15 protein-coding genes are annotated in these 17,035 nt (G+C 70.1%); 8 read left to right on the forward strand and 7 right to left on the reverse strand.

The annotated features are described in order from the left end of the window. The first annotated feature begins 43 nt into the window (after positions 1-43). From ACIRR9_RS44630 to ACIRR9_RS44645, 4 genes are read left to right on the forward strand one after another with little or no spacing between them, the layout of a single operon-like run. Positions 44-724 carry an ABC transporter permease gene (locus tag ACIRR9_RS44630; RefSeq protein ID WP_403764644.1) on the forward strand — a complete coding sequence of 227 codons (681 nt, stop codon included), beginning with the start codon at positions 44-46 and terminating at the stop codon, positions 722-724. Continuing rightward, positions 721-1,392: an ABC transporter permease gene (locus tag ACIRR9_RS44635; protein ID WP_403764688.1), complete on the forward strand. Its 672-nt coding sequence runs from the start codon at positions 721-723 to the stop codon at positions 1,390-1,392. Before ACIRR9_RS44630 ends, ACIRR9_RS44635 begins: the two co-directional genes overlap by 4 nt. Further along, positions 1,389-2,330, forward strand: coding sequence for an ABC transporter substrate-binding protein (locus ACIRR9_RS44640; RefSeq protein ID WP_403764646.1), 942 nt, complete (start codon positions 1,389-1,391; stop codon positions 2,328-2,330). The genes ACIRR9_RS44635 and ACIRR9_RS44640 overlap by 4 nt, the downstream gene beginning before the upstream one ends. Positions 2,331-2,373: 43 nt before the next feature. Then, on the forward strand, positions 2,374-2,976 hold the full coding sequence (locus tag ACIRR9_RS44645) for a hypothetical protein (protein WP_403764648.1): 603 nt from the start codon (positions 2,374-2,376) through the stop codon (positions 2,974-2,976). A 21-nt stretch (positions 2,977-2,997) separates the two neighbouring features. Here the strand turns inward: ACIRR9_RS44645 and ACIRR9_RS44650 are convergent, their stop codons facing one another. From ACIRR9_RS44650 to rhaI, 7 genes are all read right to left on the reverse strand, one after another. Continuing rightward, on the reverse strand, positions 2,998-4,152 hold the full coding sequence (locus ACIRR9_RS44650; protein ID WP_403764650.1) for an ABC transporter ATP-binding protein: 1,155 nt from the start codon (positions 4,150-4,152) through the stop codon (positions 2,998-3,000). 53 nt (positions 4,153-4,205) lie between these two features. Further along, positions 4,206-4,865, reverse strand: coding sequence for a lactate utilization protein C (locus ACIRR9_RS44655; protein ID WP_403764652.1), 660 nt, complete (start codon positions 4,863-4,865; stop codon positions 4,206-4,208). Then, a complete protein-coding gene (locus ACIRR9_RS44660) occupies positions 4,862-6,340 on the reverse strand; it encodes a LutB/LldF family L-lactate oxidation iron-sulfur protein (RefSeq protein WP_403764654.1) in 1,479 nt (492 codons plus the stop codon). Before ACIRR9_RS44660 ends, ACIRR9_RS44655 begins: the two co-directional genes overlap by 4 nt. Then, on the reverse strand, positions 6,337-7,092 hold the full coding sequence (locus ACIRR9_RS44665) for a (Fe-S)-binding protein (RefSeq protein ID WP_403764656.1): 756 nt from the start codon (positions 7,090-7,092) through the stop codon (positions 6,337-6,339). The genes ACIRR9_RS44660 and ACIRR9_RS44665 overlap by 4 nt, the downstream gene beginning before the upstream one ends. A 104-nt stretch (positions 7,093-7,196) precedes the next feature. Next, positions 7,197-8,645 carry a rhamnulokinase family protein gene (locus tag ACIRR9_RS44670; RefSeq protein ID WP_403764658.1) on the reverse strand — a complete coding sequence of 483 codons (1,449 nt, stop codon included), beginning with the start codon at positions 8,643-8,645 and terminating at the stop codon, positions 7,197-7,199. Continuing rightward, on the reverse strand, positions 8,642-10,681 hold the full coding sequence (locus tag ACIRR9_RS44675; protein WP_403764660.1) for a bifunctional aldolase/short-chain dehydrogenase: 2,040 nt from the start codon (positions 10,679-10,681) through the stop codon (positions 8,642-8,644). Before ACIRR9_RS44675 ends, ACIRR9_RS44670 begins: the two co-directional genes overlap by 4 nt. 150 nt (positions 10,682-10,831) lie before the next feature. Then, positions 10,832-11,992 carry an L-rhamnose isomerase gene (rhaI, locus tag ACIRR9_RS44680; protein ID WP_403764662.1) on the reverse strand — a complete coding sequence of 387 codons (1,161 nt, stop codon included), beginning with the start codon at positions 11,990-11,992 and terminating at the stop codon, positions 10,832-10,834. Positions 11,993-12,246: 254 nt separating this feature from the next. Here rhaI and ACIRR9_RS44685 point away from each other — a divergent pair, with 254 nt between their 5' ends. The 4 genes from ACIRR9_RS44685 (at position 12,247) to rhaS (ending at position 17,004) form a co-directional block, all read left to right on the forward strand. Continuing rightward, positions 12,247-13,764 (forward strand): sugar ABC transporter ATP-binding protein, encoded by a 1,518-nt coding sequence (locus ACIRR9_RS44685; RefSeq protein WP_403764664.1) that lies wholly within the window; start codon positions 12,247-12,249, stop codon positions 13,762-13,764. Next, positions 13,761-14,834, forward strand: a complete 1,074-nt coding sequence (locus ACIRR9_RS44690; protein ID WP_403764666.1) for an ABC transporter permease — start codon at positions 13,761-13,763, stop codon at positions 14,832-14,834. The genes ACIRR9_RS44685 and ACIRR9_RS44690 overlap by 4 nt, the downstream gene beginning before the upstream one ends. Continuing rightward, positions 14,827-15,804 (forward strand): ABC transporter permease, encoded by a 978-nt coding sequence (locus ACIRR9_RS44695; protein ID WP_403764668.1) that lies wholly within the window; start codon positions 14,827-14,829, stop codon positions 15,802-15,804. The genes ACIRR9_RS44690 and ACIRR9_RS44695 overlap by 8 nt, the downstream gene beginning before the upstream one ends. Before the next feature lie 117 nt (positions 15,805-15,921). Beyond that, positions 15,922-17,004 (forward strand): rhamnose ABC transporter substrate-binding protein, encoded by a 1,083-nt coding sequence (gene rhaS / locus ACIRR9_RS44700; protein ID WP_403764670.1) that lies wholly within the window; start codon positions 15,922-15,924, stop codon positions 17,002-17,004. Positions 17,005-17,035: the final 31 nt, after the last annotated feature.

A 17,035-nucleotide genomic window follows, 5' to 3' on the forward strand; every position in this document is an offset into this window, starting at 1 on the left:
CCACAACGCGCCGAGCCGGTCGGCCACCCGATGCAATGGACGCGTGACCGCGCCCCCGAACGACTGCCTCGCGCGCAACGAGTGGATCTGCGGCGCCTATCTGTCCAGCCGCCGCCAGATCCTCCTCGACGCGGTCGGCCAGCACCTGCGGCTCACCGCCGTCTCGGTGCTCATCGGGCTGGCCGTCGCCGTCCCGCTGGCCGTGCTGGCCCGCCGCCTGCGCTGGTCGGCCGGTCCCGTCCTCGGCGTCACGACCATCCTCTACACCATCCCGTCCCTGGCGATGTTCTCCCTGCTCCTGCCCGTCTATGGCCTCTCGGCCACCCTCGTCGTCGCAGGGCTGGTGCTCTACTCGCTCACCCTGCTCGTCCGGAACATCCTCGCGGGTCTGCGGGCCGTCCCCGAGGAGACCCGGCAGGCCGCCCGCGGCATGGGCTACGGCCCGATCCGGCTCCTGCTCACCGTCGAACTGCCCCTCGCCCTGCCCGCCGCGATGGCCGGGCTGCGCATCGCGACCGTCTCGGCGGTCTCCCTGGTCACGGTCGGCGCGATCGTCGGATTCGGGGGGCTCGGCAACCTGATCTACGCCGGCATGAACACCTACTTCAAGGCCCAGGTCCTCACCGCGTCCGTGCTGTGCGTGGTGATCGCCGTCGCCGTCGACCTGTTGTTGCTCGGGGTGCAGTGGCTGATCACCCCGTGGACGAGGGCGGCCCGGGCATGAGCACCCTCGCCGAGGCCTGGGCCTGGCTCACCGCCCCCGCGCACTGGGCGGGCGACGACGGTATCGGGCACCGACTGCTCCAGCACCTCGTCCTCACCGTCGTCTGCCTTGTGATCAGCTGTCTGATCGCACTCCCGGTCGCCCTGGTCCTGGGCCACCTCGGCAGGGGCGGCGCGCTCGCCGTGAACATCTCCAACGTCGGCCGGGCCGTCCCCACCTTCGCCGTCCTGGTCCTGCTGCTCCTCACCCCCATCGGCACCTGGGGCGAGGGCCCCACCGTGGTCGCCCTGGTGCTGTTCGCCGTACCGCCCCTGCTCACCAACGCCTACGTCGGGATGCGCGAGGTCGACCGGGACATCGTGCAGGCGGCGCGCGGGATGGGGATGACCGGGCGACAGATGCTGTTTCACGTGGAAATGCCCCTTTCGCTCCCCATGGTCCTCACCGGTGTGCGGATCGCCGCCGTCCAACTCGTCGCCACCGCCACCATCGCCGCACTCGCGGGCGGCGGCGGACTCGGCAGGATCATCACCGCCGGCTTCAATCTGGCCAGTACGCCCATGGTGGTCGCCGGAGCGATCCTGGTCGCCGTCTTCGCCCTGATCGTCGAGGGCGTCTTCGAGCTCGCCGAACGGCTCGCCCCGGTCCGGGCGCGAGGCTCGCGGTGAGGTGCCGTACGGCGGGACCGGCCGCGCTCCTGCTCACCCTCACCGCCTGCACCACCGGCCCCTCCCTGGAGAACCGCGAAGAGGTCACCGCACCCCCCGGCGACAGCAAGCACCTGACCATCGGCTCCGCCGGATTCACCGAGAGCGACCTGCTCGCCCAGATGTACGCGCAACTGCTCGGGCAGGCCGGCTACCGGACGTCCCTCATCACCGTCGCCAACCGTGAGATCTACGAACCGGCCCTGGAATCCGGGCAGATCGACGTCGTCCCCGAATACGCGGCCACCTTCGCCGACTGGCTCAACGCCAAGACCAACGGCCCCGACGCGCCGCCCGTCGGCTCGCCCGACCTCGCCGCCACGATGGAAGCGCTGCGCCGCCTCGCCACACCCCGCGGCCTCACGGTCCTCGACCCGGGCCGGGCCGTCGACCAGAACGCCTTCGCGGTCACCGCCGCCTACGCCCGGCAGCACCACCTCAGAACCCTCAGCGACCTCGGCGCCTCGAAACTGGAGGTACGGCTCGCGGCAGGCGACGAATGCGTGCAACGGCCGTACTGCGAACCGGGGTTGAAGAGGGTCTACGGCATCGACATCACCGGCGTGGACCCCAAGGGCGTCGGGACCACCCAGGCCAAGCGGGCCGTGCAGAACGGGCAGGACCAGATGGTGCTGACCACGACCACGGACGCCACCCTCGACCAGTTCGGCCTGGTCCTCCTGGCCGACGACAAGCACCTGCAGAACGCGGACTACGTCGTCCCGGTCGTCAACCGTTCCCGCGCCGGAAGCGAGCGCGTGACCAAGGCGCTCGGCAAGCTCAACGGCGTCCTGACGACCGCCGACCTGGCCACCATGAACCAGGAGGTCGACAGCTGGCGGCGGCTCGCCTCGGACGTCGCCCGTACCTATCTGAAGGACAAAGGCCTGGCGAAGTGAGGTCCGGGGCCCGTTGTCAGTGGCGGGCGGTACGTTTCGGGGCATGGGGATCTATCTGGTGAGCGTCAGCGCGGGGGACTGGTTCGGCGACGCCGAGGACGACGACGAGGGCGGCCACGGCGCCCTCGCCGTAGCCCTCGACGCGGAGTTGCGACAGCGCGGTCTCGCGCCGTACACGTCGGTGCCCGAGAAGGCCGACCTCGTACGGGGCTCAGGGCAGTCGTTCGAGGAGAAGCTGGCGCCGTCCATGGACGGGTTCGGCGCATTGTGCCGGGAACACCTGTCGGAGCGGGAGTCGGGGCTGCTGCTGACCTGGTCGGTGCTGGTGCCGCTGTCTCTGGACGAGGCGCTCCGACTGCCCGTCGAAAACGCCTACGACGATGAGACGACGGTCGCCGGCGCACCCCAGGTGCTCGCCGTCGCCGAACGGCTGGCGGCGGCGATCCGGCTGCCCCTCGACGTGATACCGGAAGCCTGCGACAACCTCGATCTGACGATGTGGTTCCTGGAGGGCGCGGCCGAGGAAGCCGCCGCCGCCCGCCCCGGCCCGTGGGCCGAGGACCTGGACGCCGCCTTCTACGTCGCGCTGTACCTGCGGGCCGCCCAGCACTCGCTGCGGCGCGGCTGCCCGATCACCTACTGCTGACGCGGATCCGGTCGCTGCCGGTCAGGCGTCGGACACCGAGTCGAACGGCACCTGGCCCCGCGAGATCCCGCGCGCGTCCGCGTCCACCGAGCGGCGCAGCGCCTCGTGCAGCTTGGCCGGGGTGAGCACCCCGAGAAAGCGTGAGCCGTCGAGGACCGCGACCCACCCCGCGTCATGCTGGAGCATCACACCGAACGCCTGCTTCAGCGGGGCTCCCACCGGCACCCATGCGGTCATCCGGTGGGCGAGTTCCCGGACCGGGCCGCCCACCGCCAGTTCGTCGAGACCGACCCAGCCGTGCAGATCGCCGTGCGCGTCCAGGACCACGGCCCACCGGGCACCCTCGTCCCGCATCCGCGCGGCCGCGCCCTCGGCGGACTCGTCCAGCCGGACGACCGGCGGCTGCTCCAGGTCGTCCGGCTCGACATCGGTCACCGACAGCCGCTTGAGCCCCCGATCGGCGCCCACGAAATCCGCGACGTACGCAGTGGCCGGGGTCCCCAGTACGGCCCCGGGCGTGTCGAACTGCTCGATGCGCCCCTGCCCGTACACCGCGATCCGGTCACCGAGCCGCACCGCCTCCTCGATGTCATGGGTGACCAGCAGCACCGTCCTGCGCACGACCGCCTGCATCCTGAGGAACTCGTCCTGCAGCTGCTCCCGCACCACCGGGTCGACCGCGCCGAACGGCTCGTCCATCAGCAGCACCGGGGGATCGGCGGCCAGCGCCCGGGCGACGCCCACCCGCTGCCGCTGACCGCCGGAGAGCTGGTCGGGGTAGCGGGGACCGTACGTCTTCGGGTCCAGCCCCACCAGATCGAGCAGTTCGGCGGCGCGCTTGCGGGCCCTGTCCCGCTTCCAGCCGAGCAGAGCCGGGACGGTCGCGGTGTTGTCGAGGACGGTGCGGTGCGGGAACAGGCCCACCTGCTGGATCACGTAGCCGATCCGGCGGCGCAGCCGCACCGGGTCGGCCTGCGCGATGTCCTCGTCGTCGACGAAGATCCGCCCCGAGGTCGGTTCGATGAGCCGGTTGACCATCATCATGGTGGTGGTCTTGCCGCAGCCGGAGGGTCCGACGAGAGTGACGAGTTCGCCCTCGGCCACCTCGAAGGACAGACCGTCCACGGCGGTCGTACCGTCCGGATACCGCTTGGTGACCTGCTCGAACCGGATCATTCCCTCACGCTAGCCGCGGTCGTCGCCGGACGCCCGACGACCCACCCCGGCCGCTACGAGTCCGCCTTCGCGCTCGGCCGATCGCCGCTGACGAGCACCACTTCCAGGGTGCGCGGACCGTGTACCCCCTCGACCCGGTCCAGCTCGATGTCGCTGGTGGCGGACGGCCCGGAGATCCAGGTCGACGGGCGGGTCGGGTCGAGGCGATCGAGGGCCTGCGGCACGGAGGACACGACCTGGTCCGGCACCCGGACGACACAGATGTGGTGGTCGGGGACCAGCGTGATCCGTCGGCGGCCCTGGTCGGGGCCGCCGTCCAGCACGATCGTCCCGGTCTCGGCCACGGCCACCGCACAGCCGGTGACCACACTGTCGACCCGGTCGAGCTCGGCAGGCGTGCTCTCGGCATGGTCGGGGACCTGTTCTGCATCGGTCGCCGCAAGCCAGTCCACGGACAGCCCCGCAGGCGTGACCACCTTCTTCGCACCACGCTCGGCGAGCAACCGACCGACCACAACGGCCAGTTCACCCTCAGTGCAGCGGTGCACGATCGCCCGGTAGTCCGCCAGGTTCTCGGCGAGCAGCTCCACCGTCTCCTCGACGCTCCGCTCCCCGTGCTCCCGCAGGTACGCCCGCTCGACCGGCGCGTCCTCGCCCCGCACATCGGCCAGCGCCCGCCGCACCCGGCCCAGGATCCGCTCCCTGCTGCTCACTTCGCACCGCCCTTTCCGCCGTTCGTCCGCTGCCACCAGTCACGGAACGGCTCCGCCGGTACGGCGGGCAGGTCCCGGGTCCCGCTCCACGCCCTGCCGGGACCCGGCAGCGTACGGGGGTGCAGGCGGCGGCTGCGGGAGGCGAGCCGCTGGCCGGTGCGCAGGGCGGCCGGGTGGGAGAACGCCCAGCGGGCCGCCCGCATCGCCGCCCGTTCGGCCGCGTGCCCCTTGGCCGGTTTGAGCAGCACCTTGTTGCCGCCCCGGACCGCCTTCCCGCCCTCGACGACCCGCTCCCGCAGATGTACCAGCACCTCGGGGATGTCGATGGCGACCGGGCAGACCTCGTAGCAGGCCCCGCACAGCGACGAGGCGTACGGCAGCGAGGCGTCGATCTCGCTCTGCGTGCCCCTCAGCTGGGGGCTCAGGATGGCGCCGATCGGGCCGGGGTAGACCGAACCGTAGGCATGGCCGCCGGCCCGCTCGTACACCGGGCAGACATTGAGACAGGCCGAGCAGCGGATGCAGCGCAGGGCCTGGCGGCCGACCTCGTCGGCGAGGCTGTCGGTGCGGCCGTTGTCGAGGAGCACCAGGTGGAACGTCTGCGGGCCGTCGCCGTCCGTGGTGCCGGTCCACATCGAGGTGTACGGGTTCATGCGCTCGGCCGTCGACGAGCGGGGCAGTGTCTGGAGGAACACCTCCAGGTCCCGCCAGGTCGGCACGATCTTCTCGATGCCGACGACCGAGATCAGTGTCTCGGGGAGGGTCAGGCACATCCGCCCGTTGCCCTCGGACTCGACGACGACCATGGTGCCGGTCTCGGCGACCATGAAGTTGGCCCCGGAGACTCCGACCTTGGCCCGCAGGAACTTCTCGCGAAGGTGCAGCCGGGCCGCCTCGGCGAGTTCGGCCGGGGTGTCGGTCAGCCCCTCGGGGGCCGGGCGTCCCCACTCGCCCATCTCGCGCCGGAAGATGTCCCTGATCTCACCCCGGTTGCGATGGATGGCAGGGACGAGGATGTGCGAGGGCCGGTCCTTGCCCAACTGCACGATCAACTCGGCGAGATCGGTCTCGTAGGCCCGGATGCCCTCCGCTTCGAGGGCCTCGTTCAGCCCGATCTCCTGCGTGGCCATCGACTTGACCTTCACGACCTCCGACTCACCGGTCTCCTTCACCAGTCGGGTCACGATCCGGTTGGCCTCGTCGGCGTCCGCCGCCCAGTGGACCGTACCGCCCGCCGCCGTCACCGACTCCTCCAACTGGACCAGATAGCGGTCGAGATGACGGAGGGTGTGGTCCTTGATCTGCTTGCCGGCCTCCCGCAGTGCCGACCAGTCCGACACCTCGGCGACGGCCTTGGCCCGCTTCGCACGGATGGTGTGGGTGGCATGGCGCAGATTCCCGCGCAGGGTCTGGTTGTTGACGGCCTCATGCGCGGCGGCCGGAAAGGCCGGCATCCCTACGAACGTCCCGCTCATACGGCCGGCTCCTCCTCCGTGCTCGCCAGGATCTCCGCGATGTGCACCGGCCGCATGTCCGTGCCGAGCCGGGTCATGGTGCCGCCGATGTGCATCAGACAGGAGTTGTCGGCCGCGCACAGCACCTCCGCGCCGGTCGACTCGGCGTTGCGCACCTTGTCGGCACCCATCGCCGCCGAGACGTCGGAGTTCTTCAGCGCGAACGTCCCGCCGAACCCGCAGCACTCCTCCGCCCCCGGCAACTCCGCCAACTCCAGCCCCTTGACGGCCTGGAGCAGCCGACGCGGCCGGTCACCGAGGCCGAGGCTGCGCAGCCCGTGGCAGGTGGGATGGTAGGTGACCCGGTGCGGGTAGTAGGCCCCCACGTCCGTCACCCCCAACACGTCCACCAGGAACTCCGTCAGCTCGTACGTCTTCGGCACCACCGGCGCCACGGCCGTCGCGAGCCCGCTGCCGCGCCCCTCCGCCCGCGCCCGCTCGCCCATCCGCGGATACAACTCCCGCACCATCGCCCCGCAGGACCCGGACGGGGTCACGATCGCCTCGTACTCCCCGAAGACATCGGAGAAATGCCGGGCCAACGGCTCCGCCTCATGGCGGTACCCGGTGTTGTAGTGGGCCTGTCCGCAGCAGGTCTGAGCCATCGGGAAGTCGACCTCGACACCCAGCCTGGTCAGGAGTTTCAACACGGCGCGGCCGGTGTCCGGATAGAGCGTGTCGTTGACGCAGGTCAGGAAGAGAGCGACACGCATCGCGGCTCCTTGGGGTCGATCATCCGATGAGTGCTGGGGGCACCCCCACACGCGCTTAGCGTAGTGGGGGAGTAGTGGGCGGGTGCGAGGAGCGGGAGACCCGGTCACGGCCTGGCGAGTCGTGCCTCGGCCGCCTCCCAGCGGGCGGTGTCGCCGCGTGGTGCGTACCGGGTCAGCGGCTGGGTACGGGTGAGCAGCCGCCGTATGCCGGCGAGGTCGCCGACGAGACCGTGTGCCCGGGCCTGGACCAGTACGTTCCCGAGGGCCGCCGCCTCCGTCGGACCCGCCACCACCGGCAGCCCGCAGGCGTCGGCGGTGAGTTGGCAGAGCAGTGTGTTACGGGTGCCACCGCCCACCACGTACACCGTGTCGACCGGGTGATCGGCCAGCCGCTGCGCGTCCACGACCGCCCGCCGGTGAGCGAGCGCCAGCGAGTCGAGGATGCACCGGGTGATCTCTCCGGGCGTCCGCGGTACCGGCTGCCCGGACTCCCGGCACGCCTCCTCGATCCGCTCCGGCATCCGGCCGGGGGCCAGGAACATGGCGTCCCCCGCGTCCACCACCGACCGCAGGGCCGGCACGGTGGCCGCCTCCCGCAGCAGCCCGCCCAGGTCCGGTTCGCCCCAGGCCCGTACGCACTCCTGCAACAGCCACAGCCCCATGATGTTGCGCAGATAGCGGACCGTGCCGTCGAGTCCCAGTTCGTTGGTGAAGTTGGCGGCCCGGCTCTCCTCGGTCAGCACGGGCGCGGCCAGCTCCAGACCGGCCAGCGACCAGGTGCCGGTGCAGATGTAGGCGAACCGCTCGCCGAGCGCCGGTACCGCGGCCACCGCCGACGCCGTGTCGTGCGAGCCGACCGCGGTCACCGGCACCGGCCCGGTCAGCCCCGTCTCCTCCAGCACCTCGGGCCGCAGCACCCCGGCCGGATCGCCGGGCCGCCGCAGCGGCGCGAACAGCCCGAGGTCGATGCCGACCCGCTCCGCGACCTCGTACGACCAGTCGCGCGTCCGGGGATCGATCAGCTGGGTGGTGGAGGCATTGGTCAGCTCGGTGCCCTGCTCGCCGGTCAGCCAGTACGACAGCAGGTCCGGGACGAGCAACAGCCGCTCGGCGTGGGCGAACTGGGCACTCGACCGGGCGGCCACCAGTTGGTAGAGGGTGTTGAAGGGCGCGTACTGCAACCCGGTGCGGGCGTACAGCTCCGCGGCCGGCAGGGTCGCCCACACCTTCTCGGCGACGCCCTCCGTCCTGGCGTCCCGGTAGTGCACCGGGTTGCCGAGCAGCGCCCCGTCGGCGTCCAGCAGTCCGTAGTCCACGGCCCAGCTGTCGAGCCCGACGGAGTCCACCTGCCCTGCCGCCTTCAACCCCTCCAACACCCCGGCGTACAGGGCGAGTACGTCCCACCGCAGCCCCTCCGGCACCCGCACCGGCCGGTTCACGAACCGGTGCGCCTCGGACAGCTCCAGCGAGTCCGTGCCCACCCGGCCGACCATGACCCGACCACTGGACGCGCCCAGGTCGACCGCGGCGTACGCCCTCAGACCACCGCTCATCGCAGGAACGCGGCCGCCACACCCGCGTCGACGGGGACATGCAGCCCGGTGGTGTGGGTGAGTTCCCCGCCCGTCAGTGCGAACACGGCGTTCGCCACATGCTCGGGCAGCACCTCGCGCTTGAGGATGGTCCGCCCGGCGTAGAACTCGCCCAGCTGCGATTCCTCCACCCCGTACACGGCGGCCCGCTGGGCGCCCCACCCGCCGGCGAAGATCCCCGACCCCCGCACCACACCATCGGGGTTGACCCCGTTGACCCGGATCCCGTGCTCGCCCAACTCGGCGGCCAGCAAACGCACTTGGTGAGCCTGGTCCGCCTTGGTGGCCGAGTAGGCGATGTTGTTGGGCCCGGCGAACACAGCGTTCTTCGAGGCGATGTACACGATGTCACCGCCCAGCCCCTGCGCGATCATCACCCGGGCCGCCTCCCTGGACACCAGGAAGGAACCGCGGGCCATGATGTCGTGCTGCAGGTCCCAGTCCTTCGCGGAAGTCTCCAGCAGCGGCTTGGAGATGGAGATCCCCGCGTTGTTGACGACGAGGTCGACCCCGCCGAAGGCGAGCGCGGCGGCCCGAAAGGCGGCGGCGATCTGCTCCTCGTCGGTCACGTCGACGGTGACGGCGACGGCCTTGTCGGACCCGCCGAGCTCCTCCGCGACCGCGGACGCACTCCCGGCGTTCAGATCGGCGACGACGACACACGCCCCCTCGGCCACCAGCCGGTGGGCGATCGCCTTCCCGATCCCGCTGCCGGCCCCCGTCACCAGCGCCACCCGGGTTGCGAGCGCCTTCGGCCTCGGCATCCGCCGGAGCTTGGCCTCCTCCAGCGCCCAGTACTCGATCCGGAACTTCTCCGACTCCTCGATCGGCGCGTACGTCGACACGGCTTCGGCCCCGCGCATCACATTGACGGCGTTGACATAGAACTCACCCGCGACCCGGGCGGTCTGCTTGTCCTTGCCGAAGCTGAACATGCCGACGCCGGGCACGAGCACGATCGCCGGGTCGGCCCCGCGCATGGCGGGGGAGTCGGGCAGGGCGTGCCGCCGGTAGTAGGAGGCGTACTCCTCGCGGTAGACGGCGTGCAGCTCCTTCAACCGGGCGATGGCCTCGTCGAGGGGCGCGGTCGGCGGAAGGTCGAGCACGAGCGGCCGTACCTTCGTCCGCAGGAAGTGGTCCGGGCAGGAGGTGCCCAGGGCGGCGAGCCGCGGGTGCTCGGCCCGCGCCAGGAAGTCCAGTACCACCTCGGCGTCGGTGAAGTGCCCGACCTGCGCCCGGTCCTGGGAGGCGACGGCACGGACGTACGGCGCGAGGGCGGCGGCCCGCTCCCGCCGCTCGGCCTCGGGCAGCGCGCCGTACCCCTCGATCACGGGCCCGAAGGGCTCCGCCTTGCCGCGCTCGGCGAGGAAGGCCTCGGCGGTACGGATGATGTGCAGCGAGTTCCGCTCGCACTCCTCCGAGCTGTCGCCCCAGGCGGTGATCCCGTGCCCGCCGAGGATGCAGCCGACGGCCTGCGGGTTGGCGGCCTTGACGGCGGCGATGTCCAGCCCCAGCTGGAATCCCGGCCGCCGCCACGGCACCCACACCACGCTGTCCCCGAAACACTCGGCGGTCAGCTTCTCCCCGTCGGCGGCACACGCCAGCGCGATCCCGGAGTCCGGGTGCAGATGATCGACGTGCGGGGCGTCGACGAGCCCGTGCATGGCGGTGTCGATGGAGGGGGCGGCCCCGCCCTTGCCGTGCAGGCAGTAGTCGAAGGCGGCGACCATCTCGTCCTCGCGCTCGACACCCGGGTAGACGCCGGTGAGCGCCCGGAGCCGGTCGAGCCGCAGCACGGCGAGCCCGGCCTCGGTGAGCGTCCCGAGATCCCCACCGGACCCCTTCACCCACATCAGCTCGACGTCGCCACCGGTGACGGGGTCGACATCAACGCCCTTGGCGGACGCATTCCCGCCGGCGTAGTTCGTGTTACGAGGATCAGCACCGAGCCGATGGGAACGCGAGAGAAGAGCGGCGGCTTCGGGGTGTGTGGTCATGAAGTTTCCTGATTTCTTGAAGGAGGGGGACACCAGTGCGCCCCGTCAGGGGCGCTGGGGGTACCCCCCCCGGCCGAAGGCTGGGGGAGGAACTGCGCGACCAGCCACATCCGGCCCGCAGCCCGCAACGAAACAGATCAGGGCAGACGCTTACGCACCCCACCCCGCCTGCTGTCCTCCAACACGCTCAGCGACAATCTTCTCGGCCCACCCGGACCGGCGGTACGCGGCAAGCGGCTCGGGGTCCAACCCCATCTCGTCCCGCACCTCCCGCAGCAACGGCCGCACATCCGTGTCGTACGCGTCCATCAGAACCGCGTTCGCGGCCAGCACATCCCCCGCGGCCTGGGCCTCGCCCAACGCACCCCGGTCCACCAGCAACGCCTTCGCCGTCGCCTCCTGCACGTTCATCACCGACCGGATGATCGCCGGGATCTTCGCCTCGATGTTGTGACACTGATCGAGCATGAAGGCGACCTCGGAGGTGAACCCGCCACCGCCCACCACCTCGAACATGATCCGGAACAACTGGAACGGATCCGCGGCCCCGACCATGAGGTCGTCGTCCGCGTAGAACCGTGAGTTGAAGTCGAAGCCACCGAGCTTCCCCTCCCGCAGCAGCGTGGCGACGATGAACTCGATGTTGGTGCCCGGCGCGTGGTGCCCGGTGTCGACGACGACCTGCGCCTTCGGCCCCAGCTTCAGACAGTGCGCGTAGGCCGTGCCCCAGTCCGGCACATCGGTCGTGTAGAAGGACGGCTCGAAGAGCTTGTACTCCAGCAGCATCCGCTGCCCGTCGCCCAGCCGCGCGTACACCTCGGCCAGCCCCTCCGCGAGCCGGTCCTGCCGCCCCCGGATGTCGTCCTGCCCGGGATAGTTCGTGCCGTCGGCGAACCACAGCTTCAGGTCCTTCGACCCCGTCGCGTCCATGATGTCGACGCACTCCAGCAGATGATCGACGGCCTTGCGCCGTACCACCGCGTCGGGATGGCAGATGCTGCCCAGCTTGTAGTCGTCGTCCTGGAACGTGTTGGAGTTGATCGCCCCCAGCCGCAGCCCGCGCTCCTCGGCGTGCTTGGCCAGGTCGGCATAGTCATCCACCTTGTCCCAGGGGATGTGCAGCGCCACCGTCGGCGCCACCCCGGTCACCGCGTGGACCTGCGCCGCGTCGTCCAGCTTCTCCTTCGGCGAGCGCGGCACACCCTGCTGGGCGAACACCTTGAAACGGGTCCCCGAGTTTCCGTACGCCCACGACGGCGTCTCGACGGCCTGGGTCTTCAGCGCGGCCTTCACCGCGACGAGGTCGGTCACTTAGGGGCTCCCGGGGTGAATGATGAAACGATTCAGAACCGCAAAGTATGAGTCCATCGAGGAGGTGTCAAGCGCTCCGGCCAACCGCGTTTTCCGTGACTCCGCCGTGACCTTCGGCTATCGAAATTTTTTCGACACGGACCCATTGACGTGACATGCCCGTGGTGCCTACGGTCCCGGCAATCCAGTTGAAACCTTTCACGACGCCGTGGGGTCGGTACGTACCGTCTCGCCGGTGTCGTCGAGGAGCCCTCATGACCCACCCGTCCGACACGGGACCGGCCCCGGTGCTGGCGCTGAAGGACGTCTCCAAGTCCTTCGGTGCCGTACGCGCTCTGCGGGACGTCTCCCTGGAGCTGTTCCCCGGCGAGGTGCACGCCCTCGCCGGGGAGAACGGCGCGGGCAAGTCGACGCTGATCAAGACCCTCGCCGGAGTGCACCGACCGGACGCCGGCCAGGTGCTGCTCGACGGTGAGCCCGTCGTCTTCCACGGCCCCGGCGACGCCCGCGACGCCGGAATCGCCGTGATCTACCAGGAACCCACGCTCTTCCCCGACCTGTCGATCGCCGAGAACATCTTCATGGGCCGTCAGCCCCGGCGGGCGCTGGGCCGGATCGACCACAAGGCCACCCACGCGGCCACCGCCGCCCTGATGAAGCGGCTCGGTGTCGCCCTCGACCCCGACCGCCCCGCCCGTGGAATGTCGATCGCGGACCAGCAGATCGTCGAGATCGCCAAGGCGCTCTCCTTCGACGCCCGGGTCCTGATCATGGACGAGCCCACGGCGGCCCTGACCGGCAGTGAGGTCGCCCGTCTCTTCGGAGTCGTCCGCACCCTGCGCGAGCAGGGCGCGGCGGTGCTCTTCATCTCGCACCGTCTTGAGGAGATCTTCCAGATCTGCCGGCGGGTCACCACGCTCCGGGACGGCGCCTGGATCGCCTCCGAACTCCTCGACGGCATGAGCGAGGACGACCTCGTACGCCGGATGGTCGGCCGGGACCTGGACGAGCTCTACCCCAAGCAGGACGTCCGCCCCGGCGAAGTGGCGCTCAGCGTACGGCGGTTGACCCGGGAGGGCGTCTTCACCGATGTCTCCTTCGAGGTGCGGTCCGGCGAGATCGTCGGCCTCGCCGGACTGGTCGGCGCCGGCCGGACCGAGGTCGCCCGGGCCGTGTTCGGCGTGGACCGCTGGGACGCCGGCGAAGTCGAGGTCAGGGGAAGGAAGCTGACGAACGGTGCGCCCTCCGTCGCGATGAACGCGGGTCTCGCCCTCGTCCCCGAGGACCGACGCGCCCAGGGTCTGGTGATGGGGATGTCCATCGAGCGGAACATCGGCCTGACCGGGTTGCGTACGACCGTGAAGGCGGGCCTTGTCGACCGGGGCGCCGAACGCAGCCGGTCCCTCGACTGGGCGGTCAGGCTCCAGGTGAAGTACGCCCGGATCGCCGACGCCGTCTCCACCCTCTCCGGCGGCAACCAGCAGAAGGTCGTCCTCGCCAAATGGCTCGCGACCGGACCCAAGGTGCTGATCGTCGACGAGCCGACCCGCGGCATCGACGTCGGCACGAAGGCCGAAGTACACCGGCTGCTCGGCGAGTTGGCGGCCGACGGGGTCGCCGTGCTGATGATCTCCTCCGACCTGCCCGAGATCCTCGGCATGGCCGACCGCGTGCTGGTGATGCACGAGGGCCGGATCACCGCCGAGATCCCGCGCTCCGAAGCCACCGAGGAAACCGTGATGGCCGCAGCGACCGGGAGGGCCGCAGCATGACGGCGACCACGTCCGAACAGACCCCCGTCGCGGAGGCGCCCGAGACCAGCGGGACCCGGCTCGTCGACCGCGTCTTCAAGATGCGCGAACTCGCCATCCTGGTCGTCTTCCTGGTGATGATCGCCGTCACCCAGGCCGGCAACAGCGAGTTCCTCTCCGAGCAGGGCATCAAGGACCTGCTGCTCAACGCGACCATCCTGGTGCTGGTCGCCACCGGCCAGTCCCTGGTGGTGATCACGAGGAACGTCGACCTGTCCGTCGGCTCCACCCTAGGCATCACCGCCTTCGCCGCCGGCGACTATCTGCACGGCGGCGGCAACCCGGTCGTCGCGATCGTGCTCGCCGTACTGCTCGGCATCGGCTGCGGACTCCTCAACGGCCTGCTGGTCAGCCTCGGCCAGGTGCCCGCGCTCGTGGTCACCCTCGGCACGCTGTACATCATCCGGGGCGTCGACTCCATCTGGGTCGGCTCCCGGCAGATCACGGCCGCCGATCTCCCCGGCTCCTTCGTCGACTTCGGCTCCGGCGGACTGTCGGCGATCCCCTGGCTGGCGCTGATCGCCCTCGCCGTCCTGGTCGCCACCGCCTACTACCTCAGACACTTCGGCAGCGGACGGGAGTTGTACGCGCTCGGCTCCAACCCCGAGGCCGCCCGGCTGGCCGGCATCCCGGTCCGCAAGCGGATCCTGACCGCGTACACCTTCTGCGGCGCCCTCGCGGGGCTGGCCGGCGCCATGTACCTGGCCCGGTTCGGCAACGTCGACTCGGGCACCGGCACCGGCTACGAACTCACCGTCGTGAGCGCCGTGGTGGTCGGCGGCGTGGTCTTCACCGGCGGCTCCGGGAGCGTGTACGGCGCCGCGCTCGGCGCGCTGCTCCTGACCTCCATCAACAGCGTGCTGCCCGCCCTCGGGGTCAGCTCCGTGTGGGTCCTCGCGATCAACGGCTTCCTGCTGCTCCTCGCCATCGCCGTCGACCGGGTCGTCGCGCTGCGGGTGGCGGCCGCGCTGAAGAAGAAGTCGGCCCTCAAGAGGACCGCGATCAGCAAGGAGAACACCAGCCATGCCTGAGTCGTTGGCGCGTGCGATTCGCTGGGACACCGTCGTCGGCGCCCTGTTGGTCGTCCTGCTGCTGTTCTCCTTCGGTTTCGTGGACGGCTTCGGGAACTCCCTCAACCTGTCGTTCCTCATCGGCAACACGCTTCCGATCGCGCTGATCGCGCTGCCGATGACCCTTCTGGTCGTCGCCGGCGAGATCGATCTGTCGGTCGCGTCGACCGCCGGGCTCTCGGGTGCGGTCATGGGCAAGCTCTGGAACGAGGGCATGGCCATCGAGACGATCATCCCGCTGTGCCTGCTGCTGGGCGTCGTCTGCGGGCTGGTCAACGGCCTGCTGGTGACCCGGCTCGGCCTGCCGTCGCTCGCCGTCACCATCGGCACGCTCGCCGCCTACCGGGGCATCGCGCAGATCGTGCTCGGCTCGGACGCGGTGACCGACTTCCCGACGCAGTACCAGAATTTCGCGGCGGGGCGGCTCGGCGACACGTTCCTGCCGCAGGCCTTCCTGCCGTTCCTGGTGCTCCTCGTCATCGCCGTGGTGGTGCTGCACGCCACGCCGTTCGGGCGCTCGCTGTTCGCGGTGGGGGCGAGTGAGGAAGCGGCGCGGTTCGCGGGGATCCGCGTCAAGCGCAACAAGCTGATCCTGTTCGTCGCGACCGGGTTCATGGCCTCCCTGACGGGGATCTTCTGGGCCCTGCACTACGCCAGTGCGCGGTATGACAATGCGACCGGGCTCGAACTGGGCGTTGTCGCCGCGGTGTTGCTCGGCGGGATCGATTTCGACGGGGGCAAGGGGACGCTCGGTGGGGCGATCGCGGGGGTGTTCCTGCTGGGGGCGCTCCAGAACGTGATGAGTCTGCTGAACGTGTCCGCGCAGTCTCAAATCGTGGTGACCGGTGTTCTGCTCGTCGTCTCGGTGCTCGGCCCGAGGGTGGCGCGACAGATCTCGCTTGCAAGGCACAGGGCGGCCAAGACCGTCTGAACGCTGCCGGCCGTTCGTGGCCGGTCGCGCCCACGCGGCGGTAGCCGCAAATTCAATGCAGCCTCGCGTCCCCAAGAGGGGGCGCTTCCACAGCCGTCACTCAAAAAGGAACCCGTCATGCGCAAGTCGTCCCTCCGGCGTGTCTGTGTGGCCGTCGCCGCCGTCTCCTCCCTCGCTCTCTCCGCCACCGCCTGCGGCGGTACCACCAAGAACAACTCCGGCAGCGACGAGTCGTCGGCTGCCACCTCCACAGCCAAGGCCGATCCGAACGCGGCGCTGAAGAAGGGGCTCACCGTCGGGTTCCTGCCCAAGCAGGTCAACAACCCCTACTTCACCTCCGCAGACAAGGGCGGCGAGACGGCGCTCACCGAACTGGGCAGCAAGTACAAGGAGGTCGGTCCCTCCAGCGCCACCGACACCTCCGGGCAGGTCTCCTACGTCAACACCCTCACCCAGCAGCAGGTCAACGCCATGGCCGTGTCCGCCCAGGACCCCGGCGCCCTGTGCACCGCGCTCAAGCAGGCGATGAGCAACGGCATCAAGGTCGTCACCTATGACTCCGACACCAACGCCGGCTGCCGCAACGCCTTCGTCTCGCAGGCCAGCGCCGAGGACCTCGGCCGTACCGAAGTGCAGCTCCTCGCCGAGCAGATCGGCTACAAGGGCGAGATCGCGATCCTGAGCGCCGCGCAGACGGCCACGAACCAGAACACCTGGATCGGGTTCATGAAGGACGAGCTGAAGGACCCGAAGTACAAGAACGTCAAGCTGGTCAAGATCGCCTACGGCAACGACGACGCCCAGCAGTCCTTCCAGCAGACCCAGGGCCTGCTCCAGCAGTACCCGAACCTGAAGGGGATCATCTCCCCGACCACCGTCGGCATCAAGGCCGCCGCCCAGTACCTGTCCGGCTCCAAGTACAAGGGCAAGGTCAAGCTGACCGGCCTGGGCACGCCCAACGACATGCGCCAGTACGTCAAGAACGGCACCGTCGACGCCTTCGAGCTGTGGGACCCGGCCAAGCTCGGCGACCTCGCCGCCCGCACGGCCGTCGCGCTCGTCTCCGGGCAGATCACCGGCAGGGAGGGCGAGACCTTCAAGGCCGGCGACACCACGTACACCATCGGCAAGGACGGCGTGATCAACCTCGGCAAGCCGACCGTGTTCGACGCGAAGAACATCGACCAGTTCAACTTCTAGGCTTCTCTATCCCGCAGGGGGTCGGTACTTC

Source organism: Streptomyces sp. NPDC101234, assembly GCF_044767525.1.
GTDB classification, from domain to species: domain Bacteria; phylum Actinomycetota; class Actinomycetes; order Streptomycetales; family Streptomycetaceae; genus Streptomyces; species Streptomyces sasae.